The sequence below is a fragment of the uncultured Spongiibacter sp. genome, from assembly GCF_964011655.1.
In the GTDB taxonomy this organism is placed as follows: Bacteria; Pseudomonadota; Gammaproteobacteria; order Pseudomonadales; family Spongiibacteraceae; genus Spongiibacter; species Spongiibacter marinus.
In genome coordinates, this window is the sequence record NZ_CAXGPO010000008.1 from 80317 (window position 1) to 97379 (window position 17063).

Consider the following 17063-nt stretch of genomic DNA (forward strand, 5'->3'; position numbering starts at 1 on the left):
TCGCATGAATCCGTCGTGTCAATTCATTGCTCAGGCAGCAATTCACCGCAGTATTTGCAGTGAATGGCGTCGCGTTCGTGGTTGCCCTGTTGGCAAGACGTGCAACGCTTTAACCCTGCCTGACGTTGGTTTTCTTGCACGAGCTCCGCGCTGAGTATCCCGGTTGGGATGGCAATGATGGCGTAGCTGGTAACCATTGCCATCGCTGCGATGGCGCGCCCCAGGGGCGAATGGGGAACAATATCACCGTAGCCGACTGTCGTGACGGTGACGATGGCCCAGTAGATGCTTTGCGGCAGACTCGTGAAGCCATTTTCAGGCCCTTCGACCAAATACATCAAAGAACCGAAGACGATGACCAGTGTGACGACGGTGATGAGGAACACGGTAATTTTGTGGCGCGACGATTTGATCGAACGCACCAGAATATTCGCCTCAGACATGTACTTGAAAAGCTTAAACACGCGGAAAATACGCAGTACCCGAAAGATGCGAATCACCAGCAAATGCTGGGCGCCGGGTAAAATTAACGCCAGGTAGGTGGGCAGTGTCGCTAGCAGATCGACGATGCCGTAGAAGCTGGTGATGTAGCGTTTTCGGTCTACAGAGCAGTATATTCGCGCTAGGTACTCGATACTAAACAGCACGGTAAAGGCGATTTCTGCAGTGTAAAAAAGCTCGCCATAGGCGGCATGCAGGGGCTCCACGGAGTCCAAAAATAGGGCTAAAACGCTCGCAATGATGACGATGATAAGCGCGATGTCGAAGTTCCTGCCCAGACCTGGCTCTGTGCCGAAGATAATCTCGCGAAGGCGCTCCTTGAGGGTATCGCCTGTCATTGTGCTTGTTCCTCACGAATAACCGCAATAATCTCCCGGCAAAGGAATGCCAGTTGCTCGTCGTCAATGATGTAGGGCGGCATGGTATAGATGAGTTTTCCAAAGGGCCGAATCCAAATACCGTGGTCGACGAAGCGGCGCTGAATAGAGGCCATCGTCACCGGTTCAGCCATTTCAATCACGCCGATGCCGCCGAGGCAGCGCACATCCGCAACGCCCGGGATCTCGCTGGCCGGTGATAAGCCTTGTTTTAATCCCTGCTCGATACGCTGGATATTGCCCTGCCAGTCGTTGGTAAGCAGCAGGTCGATGCTGGCATTGGCGATGGCGCAAGCCAGAGGGTTGCCCATAAAAGTCGGGCCGTGCATAAATACGCCGGCCTCACCCTGGCAAATACCTTGGGCAATGTCTTCAGTGCACAGGGTAGCAGCAAGGCTTAGATAACCGCCGGTTAGCCCCTTGCCAACGCACATAATGTCGGGGCTGATGTCGGCGTGCTCACAGGCGAAAAGTTTACCTGTACGACCGAAACCGGTGGCAATTTCGTCGTGAATCAGCAATACATCATAGCGGTCGCACAGTGCGCGCAGGCGGCGTAAATAGTCGGCAGAATAAAATCGCATGCCGCCAGCCCCTTGCACGATGGGTTCGACAATAACGGCCGCAACGTCGCCGTGGTGCTCGTGAAGCAGCGCTTCCACCGAGGCCATATCGTCATCACTGGCTGCCTGTCCAAATGGTGTTTGTGGCGCCTCTGCAAACAGTTGCAGACTCAACACTGAGCTAAATAAATGGTGCATACCATTGACGGGATCACACACTGCCATCGTGGCAAAGGTGTCGCCATGATAACCATTGCGAAGCGCGATAAGTCGATGCTTTGCTGACTGCCCCATGGCGATCCAGTATTGCAGCGCCATTTTAATCGCGACTTCAACCGCGACTGACCCCGAGTCAGAAATAAATACTCGCTGCAGGGGTGGCGGCGTCAGGTCGACCAGCCGCTTGCCGAGTGTTGCCGCGGGGGCGTGGGTCAGGCCGCCGAACATAACGTGGGACATGTCTGCCAGCTGACGCTGTGCGGCGTCGTTTAACACGGGATGATTGTAGCCGTGAATCGCCGACCACCAAGACGACATGCCATCGATTAAGCGCCTGTCGTCCGCCAATACAATTTCAACACCACTGGCAGATTTAACCGGGAACATCTCTGGCGCGGATAGCGCAGACGCATAGGGGTGCCAGATGTGATCGCGATCCCAAGCGAGCCAAGTGCTTGTGTCGATATTGCTGTAGTCGTGCATAGCGGTCTCCGTTGCTGGCCAGCTATTCTAGAAGCTGACGCCGCGTTTTGCATCTGCCGAGCGTGGTAGGGATACTGGAGGCCATTGCGATAACTCGATTGGAGGCAACAGATGAGCCAATTTCGTGTGGTAACCGACAGCATGGGCGACGTCAGCGTGCCGGCGGATGCCAAGTTTTCCGCCCAAACCCAGCGGGCATTGGACAACTTTCAGATCAGTTCGCTGACACTTCCCGACAGCTTTATTGACGCGGTATTACATATCAAGCGTGCGGCCGCTGAGGTCAATGCCGAACTGGGCGTGCTGGACGCCGAGATTAGTCAGGCCATTATCCAAGCAGTGGACCGCGTATTGGCGGGCGAATTTCGCGACCAATTTCCCGTTGACGTGTTTCAGACTGGCTCGGGTACCAGTACAAATATGAATGTGAATGAGGTGGTGGCGACCCTCGCGAGTGAGATGTCTGGCCTGTCCATCAGTGCCAACGACCACGTGAATATGAGCCAGAGCAGCAATGATGTGGTGCCGACAGCGATACACTGCAGCGCTGCCATTAAGCTACAGGAAATATTGATCCCAGCGGTGAAGCGTTTGCAGGCGACGATTGATGAACGCGCTGGTGCTATGACAGGCGTAGTCAAAACGGGCAGAACACATTTAATGGATGCCATGCCGATGACACTTGCCCAAGAGATGTCGGCGTGGTCTTGTCAGCTTGAGAAAGCTCAGGCGCGTCTGCAGCATGTCCTGTCGGAATTGCGGCTGTTAAGCCAGGGCGGCACGGCGGTCGGTACCGGTGTGAATGCGCCGCAGGGCTTTTCGGCGGCATTTTGCGAGGTGATTTCTCGTAACACCCATACCGATTTCCGGCCGAACAATAATTTTTTTGAGGGTATCTCCTGCCAGGACACGGCGGTGTCGGCATCGTCGCAATTGAAAACGCTGGCGGTGGCTCTGACGAAAATCAGTAATGACTTGCGCTGGATGAATAGTGGGCCGCTCTCCGGGCTGGGCGAAATTCAGCTGCGGGCGCTGCAACCGGGTAGCAGTATTATGCCGGGTAAGGTTAATCCGGTGATTCCCGAAGCGGTAGCGATGGCTTGTGCGCAGGTGATCGGCAATGATGCCTGCATTGCCATGGCAGGGCAGTCGGGGAATTTTCAGTTGAATGTTATGTTGCCGGTTATTGCCTATAACCTGCTGCAGAGTATCGATGTGATGGCGTCGTCATGCACTGCTCTGGCCGATCAATGCATTGTTGATTTCCAGGTAAATCACAACAATTTACAGGCTGCTCTGGCTAAAAACCCGGTGTTGGTAACGGCGTTAAACCCGCTAATTGGCTATTTTAGGGCGGCTGAGATTGCGAAGCGAGCATACAGCGAACAGCGCGATATCCTCGATGTTGCCGAAGAGATGACGACATATTCCCGCGAGGAATTATTAGGCTATCTCGACCCGGAGCGGCTTACTCGAGGAGGCTTACACGCCTAGTTTTTTTCTTCCAGCGCCATCAATATTGGCCGAAGTGCATCGCCCACCGTAGCCGCCATCGCAGGTTGTGCCTGGGCGTTGGGGTGGATGCCGTCATTCTGCATTAGTGTGGCGTCCCCGGCGATGCCTTCGAGTAAAAAGGGCACAAGCGGCAGCGTGTGCTCCTCGGCCAATGCCGGATAGATGTTCTCAAACCCGAGGCTGTAGCGCCGCCCGTAGTTGGGCGGAATGCGCATTCCCACAAGGAGTATTTTTGCGCCGCTTTCTCTGCTCAGGGTGATCATTTCGCTCAGCGTGTTGCGTACACGTGTTAGTGGGTAGCCCCGCAAACCATCGTTGCCACCCAGCTCGAGTACCACGACGTCGGGGGCATGTTCTTGCAGCAAGCCCGGCAAACGCTGCAGGCCTCCTTCGGTCGTTTCGCCGCTAACACTGGCATTAATAATGGTTGCACTGTCGGCTAAGTCGCGGGCCAGTAGGGCGACCCAACCCTTTTCAGGCGCCATGCCATAGGCGGCGCTGAGGCTATCACCAAGAATAAGTAGTCGCGGGCTACTGCGGTCCTGAGCATGGAGCGATACACTAAACGCAAAGCCGCAGGCGACGACCAGCAAATGCAGTACAGGAAGGCGAATGATAAAAGTTGAAAAGCTCAGCAAGACAGTCCCCAGTGGTGATGGCGAGCTACGAATACTGAAAGGGATCGATCTCGAAATCAAGGCGGGGCAGAGCGCGGCAATTGTTGGGCCGTCTGGGTCGGGGAAGTCTACGTTGCTCGGTTTGTTGGCAGGCCTGGACTCGCCGGGCGAAGGTGATGTTCTGCTTCAAGGCCAGTCTTTGGCGTCCATGAGTGAGGATCAACGGGCGGCGCTGCGGGCACGCTCGGTGGGGTTTGTGTTTCAGTCCTTCCAGCTGCTGCCCTCACTAACGGCACTGGAGAATGTGATGCTGCCGCTAGAGTTGGCGGGCATGGAAGCGCCGCGTCAGCGCGCGTCAACGCTGCTTGAGGAGCTGGAGTTAGGACATCGGCAGCACCACTATCCGCGGCTGCTCTCCGGTGGTGAACAGCAACGGGTAGCGATAGCGCGCGCTTTTGCCAGTGAGCCCGCGATCCTGTTTGCCGATGAACCTACCGGCAATCTCGATGCGAAAACCGGCGCCCATATCACCGAGCTGCTGTTCAGCTTGAACCGAGACAAAGGCACTACATTGGTACTGGTGACCCATGAGCAGGGCTTGGCAGACCACTGCCAGCGAGTGTTTGAAATGTACGATGGTGAGTTGTCAGAATTGCAGCGGCAATGCCCATGTTGATGCTCAAGCAATGGCTGCGCGCCTGGCGCGGTGGCGAGCTGGGCCTATTGTGTATCGCCCTTAGCCTAGCGGTCGCCAGCGTTAGTGGTATTGCCGGTTTCTCAGAACGTTTACAAGCGACGATGGCGACGCAAAGTCGCACCTTTTTGGCTGCAGATCATGTGCTGACCAGCCCACGACCGATTGAGCCGCAATGGCTGGATAACGCGCGCTCTGAGGGCCTGCGCACAGCGCAGCTTGTGGCGTTTCGCACAATGGTCTATGCCAGTGAAGAGATGTTGCTGGTGTCTATGCGTGCCGCCTCCGCATCCTACCCATTGAGGGGCGAGCTTCGCGCAGCCAAGCAGATGTTTGCCGATGGGGAGGGGGTTGAGCACGGGCCATTGGCAGGGGAAGTTTGGCTGGATTCACGGGCGATGGCGACGCTCGGTATTACCCTGGGTCAGACCGTTGAGGTAGGGGAAAAAGCGCTAGTGGCAACGCGGGTATTGGTTGATGAGCCCGACCGCAGTTCTGCGTTGAATATATACGGTCCTCGCGGGCTAATGAATTTGGAAGACCTGGGTGCCACCGAGGTGGTACAGCCCGGGAGCGTTGTGGACTACCGCTATCTTTTCGCCGGCGATGACGCGGCATTCGCGGCATATCGGCAAACTCTCAGCGCCAGTTTGTTGCCGGGGCAAAAGTGGCTGAATATCGAAGACAACCAGCCAGCGCTGGCCAGCGCTTTGGCGCGCGCAGAAGAGTACCTTCTTTTGGCTGCTAGCCTTACCTTGGCACTGGCGGGGGCGGCCATTGCGCTGGCTGCCCAGCGCTACGGCCAGCGCAATATTGACGCGGTGGCCTTAATGAAAACCCTGGGCGCGAGTCGGCGATATATCTTACTGCACTACCTTCGGCAGTTACTGCTGGTATTGCTACTTGCCTCGGTGCTGGGAGGCTTGGTTGGCGTTGCCGTGCAATATTTGTTGTTTGTCAGCCTCAGTGACCTGGTGTCTGCAACCCCGCCGGCTGGAAGTTTGCGGCCGCTTTGGATGGCAATTGTCAGTGCAGCGTTGTGCCTGTTGTGCTTTGCCATGCCACCGATAGTGCGTTTGAGCCGCGTATCGCCCGTTCACGTGTTGCGCCGCGATGAATCGCTCGCGGGTGGGGTTCGCCTTGCGACTGCTGCCGGGGCTGCGGGCTTAGGGTTGCTGATGTACTGGTATAGCGGAGATCTCTCACTGGTCATTGCGCTGATGCTGGGTTGTTCAGTGTTACTTGTGGCGGCGGCTGGCGTCGTGCTTATGGCGCTGACAGGTATTCGTCGCCTCAGCCGTCGACTGCCGGGCAGTGCTCAACGCTTGGCTGTGTCGAGCATTTATCGGCGGCGCTACGCCAACGCCTTTCAAACTGCCAGCATCGCCCTTGCCTTGATGGTGCTGGTGAGTTTACTGCTGTTACGGGAATTACTCCTTAAGGACTGGCAGCAACAGGTAGCTGAGGACACGCCCAACTACTTTTTGATCAATATTGCCGGTCGTGATGTCGAGCCGCTGGAGGCCTTCCTCGCTGACCGCCGTATTCACCACGCAGGCTTGTATCCAATGGTTCGTGGTCGCCTCGTAGAAATCGACAACATGCCATTGCAGGATATCGAGGGCCTGGAAACCCGAAATACGGGTGTGGACCGAGAGTTGAATCTCAGTTGGTCAGAGGCGCTGCCAGAGGACAATCAACTGATCGCCGGTCAGTGGTGGAGCCAGGCTGCTGAGCCGTTGCAGACAAACCCTGTGTCAGTGGAGCAAGAATTGGCTCAACGCCTGAATATTACTGTGGGCACGGCGTTACGTTTTAACGTTGGCGGCAGAGATTTAACCGCGACGGTTGCGAGTTTACGGCAGCTCGACTGGGCAAGTATGCGTCCGAACTTTTACTTCCTGTTTCCAGAGGACGCGTTGCGCAGTTACGCCGGTAGCTACATTACCAGTTTTTACCTCGACGACTCGCAGCGCCCGCTATTGGTCGATTTGCTCGGCCGCTACCCGACGGTCAGTCTGATTGAAATTGGCGCAGTACTTAAACAGGTTCAAGGCGTGGTTGCGCAGCTATCTCGTGCACTGGCTGTGGTGCTTTTACTGGTGCTGGTGAGCGCCTTACTGATTAGCGCTGCAAATGTGATGCTGAGTTTCCAAACCCGCAAACAGGAAAACGCGCTGTTGCGAACCTTGGGCGCCAGAAACCGTTTTTTATTCGCGGTAGTCATCGGTGAATTTGCGTTGCTGGGCGCACTGGCCGGGGCGGTGGCTGGGCTGGGTGCCAATTTTTGTTTGTTTTTTATTCAGCGCTGGGTCATGCAGTCAGAAGTACTTCTGTATTGGGCGGCAATACCGCTGGCGAGTGTGGCAGGGGCTGGCATATTAGCACTGCTGGTGTTGACGAGTAGCCGAAAAATGTTGCGCAGCTCCGCGACAGTGTTACTGCGCGGAGCGTGATGGAAAGCTATGCCGAAGCCTTCTGCGCCGACTCTGGAGGGTAGTGCGTCGACTCGTCAGGCAGTGTCGAGATGTAGCTCGGATCCGTGCAGAGGCCTGCGATCATCATGCGCATAGATTTTTCAGCTTGAAGGTGCAAGTCGCGGTGGTAGCCATAGGTGTCTGCGTGGTCCAGCATTAGTGTGGTCACGCCGTGCACGGCTGCCCATACCGTGTGGGCGATAGATGCAACGTTGTCTAAGGGGCGAAGTTCGCCGTTGGCGAGACCACGCTCCACGCCCGCGCGTACTTTATAGATCGCCTCGCGGCCGGCCGCAAACAATTCGGGGTATTGGTTACGAGGTTGTAGGGCCGGGCCGAACATCAGATGAAATAGTTCAGTGTGCTCTCGGGCAAACTTTACATAGGCCAAGCCAAAATAGAGTAAGCTTTTGTCCGCCCGGGGCTCTTCTTCACTGGGGCGCCCCATTTCAAAAAAGCGTTTAAAGCCCTCTGTTGCCAGAGCCGCGAGTAGCGCATTTTTGTCGCGGAAGTGGCGATAGGGAGCGGTTTGCGATACGCCGATTTCGCGGGCGAGGGCACGCAAGCTCAGGTCGCGGACGCCGCCCTCGACCAAGTGTTTTTCTGCAAGCTCCATCAGCTCTTGACGGAGATTGCCGTGGTGATAACTGGAGGATGTATTGCTGGCCATAAGGTCACTTCTATGCTGATGCGACAGCAATGTTGACAGCTGGGAGTGGGCTTGTCATCTTTTTTTCACGAAAATGCGATTTTTGCCCCAAAACCGTGACAAAGCCCGAAATTCGGCGGTTTTCGTGGCCGACTTCGATAATTTAACGGCCGGTATTGTCGGTGTTTAGATGCAATTCAGGCCGCTATGGCGTGGGTGGACGCTGTCGCGGTGCCATGTTTCAGGAGAGAGGAAATGGACTTAGGTGTGAACGGGAAGGTCTTTTTGTTGGCGGGTGCCAGTAAAGGGTTGGGCTATGCCATCGCTGAGAACCTGGCCCAGGCCGGAGCAACGCTGCTATTGGGTAGCCGCGATGTACAGCGAACGCAGGCATCGGCAGCCCAGCTAGCGGAACGTTACGGCACCCGCGTTGTGGGCGCGGGCCTGGATATGGCTGATGCAGATAGCATTCGCGCTTGGGTGGCTCGAGGCGTGGAGGAGTTTGGTGAGGTGAATGGGGTCTTGGTCAATGCTGGTGGACCACCTCCCGGGGGCTTTGACGCGTTTACCGATGATGACTGGCAAAGTGCATTCAACTTAACCCTGATGAGCGCGGTGCGCCTAGTGAGGGAAACCCTTCCTCACCTGCGCAGTGCGGGCGGGGGAGCAATTTTGATGCTGACGTCGTCATCGGTAAAAGAGCCGATCGATTTTCTCTTGTTGTCTAATGTGATGCGTTCGGGCGTCAGTAGTTTGGCAAAGAGTCTGAGTCGTTCCCTGGCTGCTGACCAAATCCGCGTTAACAATTTGATTCCAGGGATAATCTATACAGACCGTATAAAGTCGCTGGACGCCAATCAGGCGCAGATGAGAGAAGTGGCGGTGGAGCAGCAACGGGCCGCCAATGAGGCGTTGATTCCGCTCGGGCGTTACGGTGAGCCGGAGGAGTTCGGTCGCGCCGGTGCATTTCTGCTGTCGGATGCGGCCAGTTACATCACTGGCTCATCGTTGGTGGTAGATGGCGGAACGATGAAATCCCTATTCTAGGGCCTGCTCACATTCATTGAATTGCACTTGCTGGGGTGGCAATTTTTAGCCGCAACGGGCGTAACGTAACTAGCGTAAACGGGCCCTAAGGCAAGCCCTCAGTTGAGTCGCTGCGCAAGCCTATTTTGCTGATGCGTTTGCCTTTCATCTCGGCGACCGTCCAGATCATGTTCTGCCATCGAATGTGGTCGCCCAACACCGGTTTGCTGGACAATCGCCGAGATAAAAATTGCGCGAGGGTAAGGTCGGCATTCTTCTCGCTGACCTTCAAGTTATAGAGCTGGGCAATATCGGTTAAGCGCGCATCTGCTTGAAGAATAAAGTCGCCGAAGAAACGCATATCCAAGCCTTGCGTCGGCGCCTCGCTAAACAGCTTTCCCAGGGCTGGCAGGTCTGCATCGTGTGCGATGACACAGAGAATATCACCGCTGAGAAGCAGCGTACTGCCGCTTGGGTGGAGGAGCTGTCGGTCACGGAATAATGCCGCGATCCGCGTATTCTCGGGCATATGCAGCTGCTTTAATGGCCGACCGATATACCACTTGTCCGCAGCCAGGGTGTAGACGAAGAGTTCCCATTGACTGGCGACATGTACCTCAAGGCCAACGCGCGAAACCGGGGCCGGCGTCGCGGGCACGACGACATCGGCGCGTCGCGCCGCCCAACTCAGGCTGCTTCCCTGGAATAACAGCGACACTAAAACGATAAAAAAGGCGACGTTGAAGTAGAGTTGGGCGTCTTCCAAGCCTGCCATCATCGGGAATATCGCCAGAATAATGGGTACCGCGCCGCGCAGCCCAACCCAGGCTATAAAGGCCCGTTCACGCAGGGCAAAGCTCCTGAAGGGCAATAGGCTGGTGAATACGGCGAGCGGCCGCGCAAAGAAGATCATCCACAATGCCAGTGCGAGGGCAGGCAGGGTTACTGCAAATAACTCGCTAGGGGTAATTAATAGTCCCAGCACCAAGAACATCGCGATTTGGCTGAGCCAGGCCAAGCCGTCGAACATATGCAAAATACCGTGGCGGTTGCGCACCGGGCGATTCCCTAGCACCAAACCACACAGGTAAATAGCGAGAATACCGCTACCGCCAGCTGCGGTGGTAAGGGCATAGATAACCAGGCCGCCGCTAACAGCCAGCAGGGGATAGAGGCCACTGGCGAGCTCCATTTTATTGATTAAGCGCCACAGCAGGTAGCCGCCGCCGACACCCAGGCCGATTCCTAAGCCAAACTGCCACAGCAAATCCACCGCCAGTGAAAATGAGAGTGGTTGGGCGCTACGCAGTAATTCAATAAGACTGATCGTCAGGAACATCGCCATCGGGTCGTTGCTGCCCGACTCTATTTCCAGGGTGGCGCCAACCCGCTCATTGAGGCCCTTACCGCCTAATAGCGAGAAAACGGCTGCAGCATCGGTGGAGCCGACGATGGCACCTATTAGCAGGCCCTCCATCCAGGTGAGAGGGAATAGCAGCGTGGCGATCCAGCCGGTGAGTGCTGCGGTAATCACAACACCAAAGGTGGCGAGTGACAGGGCGGGCCACAATGCAACCCTAAAACTGCTTATTCGCGTGCGCATGCCGCCATCAAGGAGGATAACCGCCAGGGCAAGATTGCTAATGAGGTAGGCGGTTGAAAAGTTGTCGAAGCGAATACCTCCCGGGCCTTCTTCACCCGCGAGCATGCCGACACCTAAAAAGATGAGAAGAATAGGAATGCCTAGCCGTGAGGAAACGGAGCTAACGAGGATGCTGGCTGCGACGAGGCTGGCGCCGATCAGAAAAAGGGTGTTGATGCTGGCAGCGTCCAAGGGAGTCCTATTTGGTTGGCGTGAAAACACTAATTAAAGCGAGAGTGTAGGGGCGCTGTCAAAAGCTAAAAGGCAAGATATGAAAGGTCAGCAGGGCTGACCTTTCTCCGGCGAGGGGCTTATTCAGTGGTGTGATCGTCGTATTCGTCTTTAACCTCTTCCACGCCCTCTTGGTAGGAATCTCTGGCGCTTTCAAAGCTTTCATCAACGCTTTCCGCCGCTTCTTCAACAGGGCCCTCGTTGCGGTCGCACGCCGTTAAAGCAGCTGTGCCACCGAGTGTTATCGCAACCATTAAGATGCCTCGTCCGAGAAAAACATGATCAAAGAATGACGTGAATTTCTTCATATGAATACGCTCCATAGTTGTTAGGTTTCGGGCGTCGATGTTCCTTGCGCCTCGCTGTGCAAATGCTGACGACGGGTCTTTCTGTCGCTAGCTCTTTTGCATTGACCATGTCGTGACATGGTGTAGCTGTGACGCAAATTCAGCGACTTTGTTCCCTTTTCTTTGGCGAGGCTGCGGAATATGGGCAGGAGTCAGACATAAAAAAACCCGCATTGAGCGGGCTTTTTCGCAGCAGGCAAAGAGTGATTATCTCTCTAAGTACTGGAGTTTGTCAGGCTTTCCTGCCCATTCTTCTGCGTCGGCAGGAGCATCTTTCATTTCTGTGATATTCGGCCAAACCTCTGCGAGCTCGGCATTAAGCTCGAGGAATACTTGTTGATCATCTGGGAGTTCATCTTCCGAGAAAATGGCTTCTACCGGGCACTCGGGCTCACACAGTGCGCAATCGATGCACTCATCTGGGTGAATAACCAGAAAGTTCGGGCCTTCGTAAAAACAGTCAACAGGACATACTTCCACACAGTCTGTGTGCTTACACTTGATGCAATTTTCACCTACAACAAAAGTCATTTTGGTCAGCCCCTTACTCTCTGACTGTGAATCGGCAAGCGCGCATTGTAACACCAGGAAAAAATATCGGTACAGCGTCAGCCTTAACAATAATTTAGGTGTACATAATTTGTTTTACTGATGAGCCGATATTGATCACTTATCACCCAATTCTTTGAGGTGATAGAGGGCTTCCAGCGCTTGGCGGGGAGTCAGCGCATCGGGGTCGATGTCCGCCAGTGCCTCGTCGACCGCTGAGAGGGTGGGGCTGGCAAACAAATCCGCTTGCGGGCCACTGGTTTTTATCACCGGAGCAATCGCCTGTTGTTCCAGCTCATTGAGTTTACTGCGAGCGGCCGAGATGACTTTTTCGGGCATTCCCGCAAGCTTTGCCACTTGTAGGCCATAACTGCGATTAGCTGGCCCCTCTTCAAGGCGGTGCAAGAAGACGACATGGTCTTTGAATTCCCGCACCCCAAGGTGAACATTGGCCGCGCAGGGGTAGGTTTCGGGCAGTACCGTTAATTCAAAGTAGTGGGTGGCAAACAGGGTAAAGGCCTTGACCTTGTCCGCGAGTTCAATAGCGCTGGCCCAGGCAAGCGAGAGGCCGTCAAAGGTGCTGGTACCGCGACCAATTTCATCCATTAACACCAGGCTGTTTTGTGTGGCGTTGTGGAGAATATTTGCCGTCTCGGTCATTTCCACCATAAAGGTCGAGCGACCGCCGGCCAGGTCGTCTGAGGAGCCGATACGAGTGAAGATTTGGTCAACGACGCTTAGCTTGGCGCGTTTCGCCGGAACAAAGCTGCCGATATGGGCCAGCAGAACAATCAGCGCGGTCTGGCGCATATAGGTCGATTTACCGCCCATATTCGGGCCGGTAATGATGAGGGTTCTGCGACGGCGATCCAGGTTGAGGTCGTTGGCGATGAAGGGTTCGTCTAGAACGCTCTCGACCACGGGGTGACGCCCCTGTTCGATATCGATGCAACCATTGTCGGTAAACTCCGGTTCACAGAAGTCCAGTTGTACGGCGCGTTCTGCGAGGTTGCTTAACACATCTAATTCGCACAGTGCGTGTGCCGAGAGCTGTAGGGCACCTAGATGCTCATTCAAACGATCCAGTAATGCTTCGTAGAGCGCTTTTTCTCGCGCCAGTGCGCGGCTTTTGCTGCTGAGTGCGCGGTCCTCGAACTCTTTGAGTTCCGGCGTGATAAAGCGCTCGGCATTTTTTAAGGTTTGCCGACGAATATATTCTGTTGGTGCATTTTCCGCCTGTGTGCGGCTGATTTCTATGTAATAGCCGTGCACACGGTTATAGCCGACCTTTAAGCTGCTGAGTCCGGTCCGCTCTTTTTCGCGCTGTTCCATTGCCACCAAAAATTCGCCAGCATCACTGCTCAGGCTTCGTAGTTCATCCAGCTCGGCATCATAGCCCGGTGCAATGACGCCGCCGTCCCGAATGACCATAGGCGGATTGTCGATAATGGCCGTTTGTAGCAGTTCAGCGAGTGTTGGGAAGCTACTGATATCTGTCGCGATCCCACGAATATGTTCCGTGGGAATTGCCGCTAAAAGTTGCTGCAGGGGCGGCAAAATCGCAAGGGAGCTCTGCAGGCGAGAAAGATCCCGGGGGCGGGCCGAACGCAGCGCAACACGCGCCAAAATTCTTTCCAGGTCGCCAATGGCTTTTAGCTGTTCGCGAATGGATTCAAAGTGATAATCCTGAATCAGCGCTGCGATACTGTTTCGCCTGGCCTCTAATACTGCTCGGTCGCGCAGCGGGCGATGAAGCCAGCGTTTGAGAAGCCGGCTGCCCATCGCTGTCTGGCAGCGATCAATCACGGAGGCAAGGGTGTTGTCGGTACCGCCGCCGAGATTTGTATCAAGCTCGAGGTTGCGGCGGGTGGCGGCGTCCATGGCGACAGCCCGCTCGCATGCATCGTGCTGGAGTCGTCGAATGTGGGGTAATTCGCAGCGCTGAGTATCTTTCACGTATTGCAATAAGCAGCCGGCAGCTGCTGTTGCGACGGGCAGGTTGTCACAGCCGAAGCCGGCGAGGTCTTGAACCTGGAAGTGGCTACACAACAGTCGCAGCGCACTTTCGCTATCGAAGTCCCAAGGTGGAAGGGCACGCCTACCGGGTAAATCTGGCAACCACTCGCCGCCAAAATCTTCGGGTATTAGTAGCTCGGCTGGGCGCAGCCGTTGCAACTCGCTTAGCAAGGCTGGCTCATTTGTTAACTCTGATACGCTGAAGCGGCCGCTGCTCATATCGAGAACGGCTAGCCCGAAGGTATTTTCTTGTCGGCAACAGGCGACAAGTAAATTGTCGCGGCGTTCATCGAGCAGCGCCTCATCGCTAAGTGTTCCAGGGGTGACAATGCGCGCGACCTTTCTTTCCACCGGGCCTTTGCTGGTGGCGGGGTCACCGACTTGCTCGCAAATTGCGACGGAAACGCCATATTTTACCAGGCGAGCGAGGTAGCCTTCCGCGGCGTGATAGGGAACGCCGCACATGGGAATTGGGTTTCCGCCGGATTTTCCGCGGGCGGTGAGGGTGATATCCAGCAAGTCGGAAGCGCGTTTTGCGTCATCGAAAAAGAGCTCATAAAAGTCGCCCATCCGGTAAAATAGTAACTCCTGCGGATGTTGCGCCTTAATTTTCAGGTATTGCTGCATCATTGGCGTGTGCTGGGCCAGGTCGATGCCTGCATTCATAATCACTCTCCGAACCCGAGGGAAAACTCCGCTCGTCACTTTGCTGGGGAAAAGCGAGAAGTTTACGGAATGCCTCGTTGTGTCGCCAGCGTCGCGAGCAGGACTTTTTTTCAGCAGGGATTGACAACGCCTTATATAATACTGAGTATATATACAGTAATTAGTCAGCGGCCTCGCAAGTGTGGTTGAGACCACTAGCGACATGAAGAAGGGTGAGAAACTATGGACGCCAACAAACAGAAGGCTCTGGAGTCGGCATTAGGGCAAATTGAGCGCCAGTTTGGTAAGGGCTCAATTATGAAAATGGGGGATAGCTCTCGTGAAATTATGCCCTCTGTTTCCACCGGCTCATTGGGTTTGGATGTTGCCCTTGGGATCGGTGGCCTGCCATTTGGAAGAATCGTAGAGATATATGGTCCTGAGTCTTCGGGTAAAACCACGCTGTGTTTGCAGGTAATGGCTGAAGCGCAAAAGCTGGGCAAGACAGTGGCGATTGTTGACGCAGAGCACGCTCTTGACCCCCAGTATGCCGAAAAGCTTGGTGTAAACCTGGAAGATTTGCTGGTTTCTCAGCCCGACACCGGGGAGCAAGCGCTGGAAATTACCGATATGCTGGTTAGGTCCGGCTCTGTCGATGTCATTGTTATCGATTCGGTCGCCGCGCTGGTGCCGAAGGCTGAAATCGAGGGCGACATGGGTGACTCTCACGTTGGCCTTCAAGCGAGACTGATGTCCCAGGCGCTGAGGAAGCTTACCGGCAGTATCAAGCAGACCAATACGCTGGTGATTTTCATCAACCAGATTCGTATGAAGATTGGGGTTATGTTTGGTAACCCCGAAACCACCTCTGGCGGGAATGCCCTGAAATTCTACGCGTCTGTTCGCATGGATATTCGTCGCACCGGCGCGGTGAAAGAGGGCGATGAAGTTGTTGGTAACGAAACCCGCGTTAAAGTTGTGAAAAACAAGGTTTCACCGCCCTTTAAGCAAGCTGAATTTCAAATCATGTATGGCCGTGGTATTTACCGCATGGGTGAAGTTATCGACTTGGGCGTCAAGCTGGGCTTAGTTGATAAATCTGGTGCCTGGTATGCCTATAAAGGCGACAAGATTGGTCAGGGTAAGGCCAACGCTGCACGCTTCTTGAGTGAGAACCCCGAAATCGCCAATGAAATTGAATCGGCCATTCGCGAGCAGCTGCTACCGAAGCCAGCTGCCAAGAAGGCAGAAGAAAGTGTAGAGGCCAGCGAAGAATAGCGTTGCAGCCAACTGGTTCAGGGGCATTTACCACTGCCCCTGAGTTTTTTCAGTTTAACTTTCGGGCTCTGGAGGCTCTTCCTCAATTTGCAGGCTGAAAGTGTTATCAGCTTTTCTATTACTACTGCTTGTATCAGGTTCTTCTTCGCCGGCGGGAATGCCTCTTGTGCTTTCTAGTTTAATTCTGAGACGCAGGTTGTTGGATGAATCAGCGTTTTTCAACGCATCCTCAAAAGAAATTTTCCCTTCCTCGTAAAGCTTGAACAGGGCGGCATCAAAGGTTTGCATCCCCAGATTTTCTGATTTTGCCATGATCTCTTTGATCGACTCGACTTCGCCTTTGTGAATAGCCTGGGCGACGGTTGGCGTGCCCAATAATATCTCGATAGCAGCGCAGCGTTTGCCGTCTAGGGTGGGAATCAGACGCTGGGAGACAAAGCACTTTAAGTTGAGGGAGAGGTCGAGCAGTAATTGATTCCGGCGCTCTTCGGGAAAGAAGTTAATGATCCTGTCGAGTGCCTGGTTGGCGTTATTGGCATGCAGTGTGGAAATACACAAGTGCCCTGTTTCGGCAAAGGCAATGGCATGTTCCATTGTTTCACGGTCGCGGATTTCTCCTATTAAAATGACATCAGGTGCCTGCCGGAGTGTATTTTTCAGGGCTTGGTGAAAGCTGCGCGTGTCCACACCAATTTCGCGTTGATTAACAATGCTGCGCTTGTGCCGGTGTATGAACTCAATCGGATCTTCGATGGTAATTATATGACCACTGCTGTTGGTATTCCGGTGATCAATAAGTGCTGCAAGAGACGTTGATTTACCAGAACCCGTTGCCCCAACGAATAGCACCAGGCCTCGTTTTGTCATAATCACGTCTTTCAAAACTGAGGGTAGCCCCAGGGAGTCGACGTTGGGAATATCGGTGACGATATTACGAGCTACTATCGAGATTTCGTTGCGTTGTTTAAATATATTGACGCGAAAACGGCCAACTTTAGGAATGGCGTAAGCAAGGTTCATTTCGAGTTCTTGGTCGAACTCTTTCTGTTGCTCGCCATCCATAATTTCGTAGGCGATGTCTCTGATCTCGCCTGGTGTAAATGGGTCTTTATCTAGAGGTTTGAGTTTCCCGTGAAATTTCGCGCACGGCGGAGCGCCGGTGCTGAGAAATAAGTCGGAGCCGCCATTTTTCGCGAGAAGGGTGAGGTAGTCATTGAAGTTCATTGTGGTTACA

14 protein-coding genes are annotated in these 17063 nt (G+C 54.6%); 5 read left to right on the plus strand and 9 right to left on the minus strand.

All coding sequences use genetic code 11. The features are described from left to right. Positions 1 to 23: 23 nt before the first annotated feature. On the minus strand, positions 24 to 839 hold the full coding sequence (locus ABNS66_RS06130) for an ion transporter (RefSeq protein WP_286837007.1): 816 nt from the start codon (positions 837 to 839) through the stop codon (positions 24 to 26). After that, the gene (gene bioA, locus ABNS66_RS06135; RefSeq protein WP_286837008.1) at positions 836 to 2143 is read right to left on the minus strand and encodes an adenosylmethionine--8-amino-7-oxononanoate transaminase; all 1308 of its coding nucleotides are present in this window, start codon (positions 2141 to 2143) and stop codon (positions 836 to 838) included. Before bioA ends, ABNS66_RS06130 begins: the two co-directional genes overlap by 4 nt. 111 nt (positions 2144 to 2254) lie before the next feature. Here bioA and ABNS66_RS06140 point away from each other — a divergent pair, with 111 nt between their 5' ends. Continuing rightward, on the plus strand, positions 2255 to 3637 hold the full coding sequence (locus ABNS66_RS06140) for a class II fumarate hydratase (RefSeq protein ID WP_286837009.1): 1383 nt from the start codon (positions 2255 to 2257) through the stop codon (positions 3635 to 3637). Here ABNS66_RS06140 and ABNS66_RS06145 read toward each other — a convergent pair. Continuing rightward, positions 3634 to 4296 (minus strand): arylesterase, encoded by a 663-nt coding sequence (locus ABNS66_RS06145; RefSeq protein ID WP_286837010.1) that lies wholly within the window; start codon positions 4294 to 4296, stop codon positions 3634 to 3636. The two genes, ABNS66_RS06140 and ABNS66_RS06145, sit on opposite strands and share 4 nt — an antisense overlap. Between ABNS66_RS06145 and ABNS66_RS06150 the strand changes: the two genes are divergently transcribed. After that, the gene (locus ABNS66_RS06150) at positions 4271 to 4951 is read left to right on the plus strand and encodes an ABC transporter ATP-binding protein (protein WP_286837012.1); all 681 of its coding nucleotides are present in this window, start codon (positions 4271 to 4273) and stop codon (positions 4949 to 4951) included. The genes ABNS66_RS06145 and ABNS66_RS06150 overlap by 26 nt on opposite strands. After that, positions 4939 to 7425: an FtsX-like permease family protein gene (locus ABNS66_RS06155; RefSeq protein ID WP_348655248.1), complete on the plus strand. Its 2487-nt coding sequence runs from the start codon at positions 4939 to 4941 to the stop codon at positions 7423 to 7425. The genes ABNS66_RS06150 and ABNS66_RS06155 overlap by 13 nt, the downstream gene beginning before the upstream one ends. Positions 7426 to 7432: 7 nt before the next feature. Here the strand turns inward: ABNS66_RS06155 and ABNS66_RS06160 are convergent, their stop codons facing one another. Further along, the gene (locus ABNS66_RS06160) at positions 7433 to 8116 is read right to left on the minus strand and encodes a TetR/AcrR family transcriptional regulator (RefSeq protein WP_051170802.1); all 684 of its coding nucleotides are present in this window, start codon (positions 8114 to 8116) and stop codon (positions 7433 to 7435) included. Positions 8117 to 8350: 234 nt separating this feature from the next. Here ABNS66_RS06160 and ABNS66_RS06165 point away from each other — a divergent pair, with 234 nt between their 5' ends. Further along, positions 8351 to 9142, plus strand: a complete 792-nt coding sequence (locus ABNS66_RS06165) for an SDR family oxidoreductase (protein ID WP_286837015.1) — start codon at positions 8351 to 8353, stop codon at positions 9140 to 9142. An 85-nt stretch (positions 9143 to 9227) separates the two neighbouring features. Here ABNS66_RS06165 and ABNS66_RS06170 read toward each other — a convergent pair whose 3' ends face one another. From ABNS66_RS06170 to mutS, 4 genes are all read right to left on the minus strand, one after another. Continuing rightward, positions 9228 to 10955, minus strand: a complete 1728-nt coding sequence (locus ABNS66_RS06170) for a potassium/proton antiporter (RefSeq protein ID WP_286837017.1) — start codon at positions 10953 to 10955, stop codon at positions 9228 to 9230. Between the two features lie 119 nt (positions 10956 to 11074). Further along, on the minus strand, positions 11075 to 11302 hold the full coding sequence (locus ABNS66_RS06175) for a hypothetical protein (RefSeq protein WP_204995549.1): 228 nt from the start codon (positions 11300 to 11302) through the stop codon (positions 11075 to 11077). A 246-nt stretch (positions 11303 to 11548) separates the two neighbouring features. Continuing rightward, positions 11549 to 11872: a ferredoxin FdxA gene (fdxA, locus tag ABNS66_RS06180; RefSeq protein WP_027872654.1), complete on the minus strand. Its 324-nt coding sequence runs from the start codon at positions 11870 to 11872 to the stop codon at positions 11549 to 11551. Between the two features lie 135 nt (positions 11873 to 12007). Continuing rightward, a complete protein-coding gene (gene mutS / locus ABNS66_RS06185; RefSeq protein ID WP_286694109.1) occupies positions 12008 to 14572 on the minus strand; it encodes a DNA mismatch repair protein MutS in 2565 nt (854 codons plus the stop codon). A 222-nt stretch (positions 14573 to 14794) separates the two neighbouring features. Here mutS and recA point away from each other — a divergent pair, with 222 nt between their 5' ends. Next, positions 14795 to 15829 (plus strand): recombinase RecA, encoded by a 1035-nt coding sequence (gene recA, locus ABNS66_RS06190; RefSeq protein ID WP_204995548.1) that lies wholly within the window; start codon positions 14795 to 14797, stop codon positions 15827 to 15829. Positions 15830 to 15883: 54 nt separating this feature from the next. Here the strand turns inward: recA and ABNS66_RS06195 are convergent, their stop codons facing one another. Further along, positions 15884 to 17053, minus strand: coding sequence for a PilT/PilU family type 4a pilus ATPase (locus ABNS66_RS06195; protein WP_286837039.1), 1170 nt, complete (start codon positions 17051 to 17053; stop codon positions 15884 to 15886). Positions 17054 to 17063 lie beyond the last annotated feature (10 nt).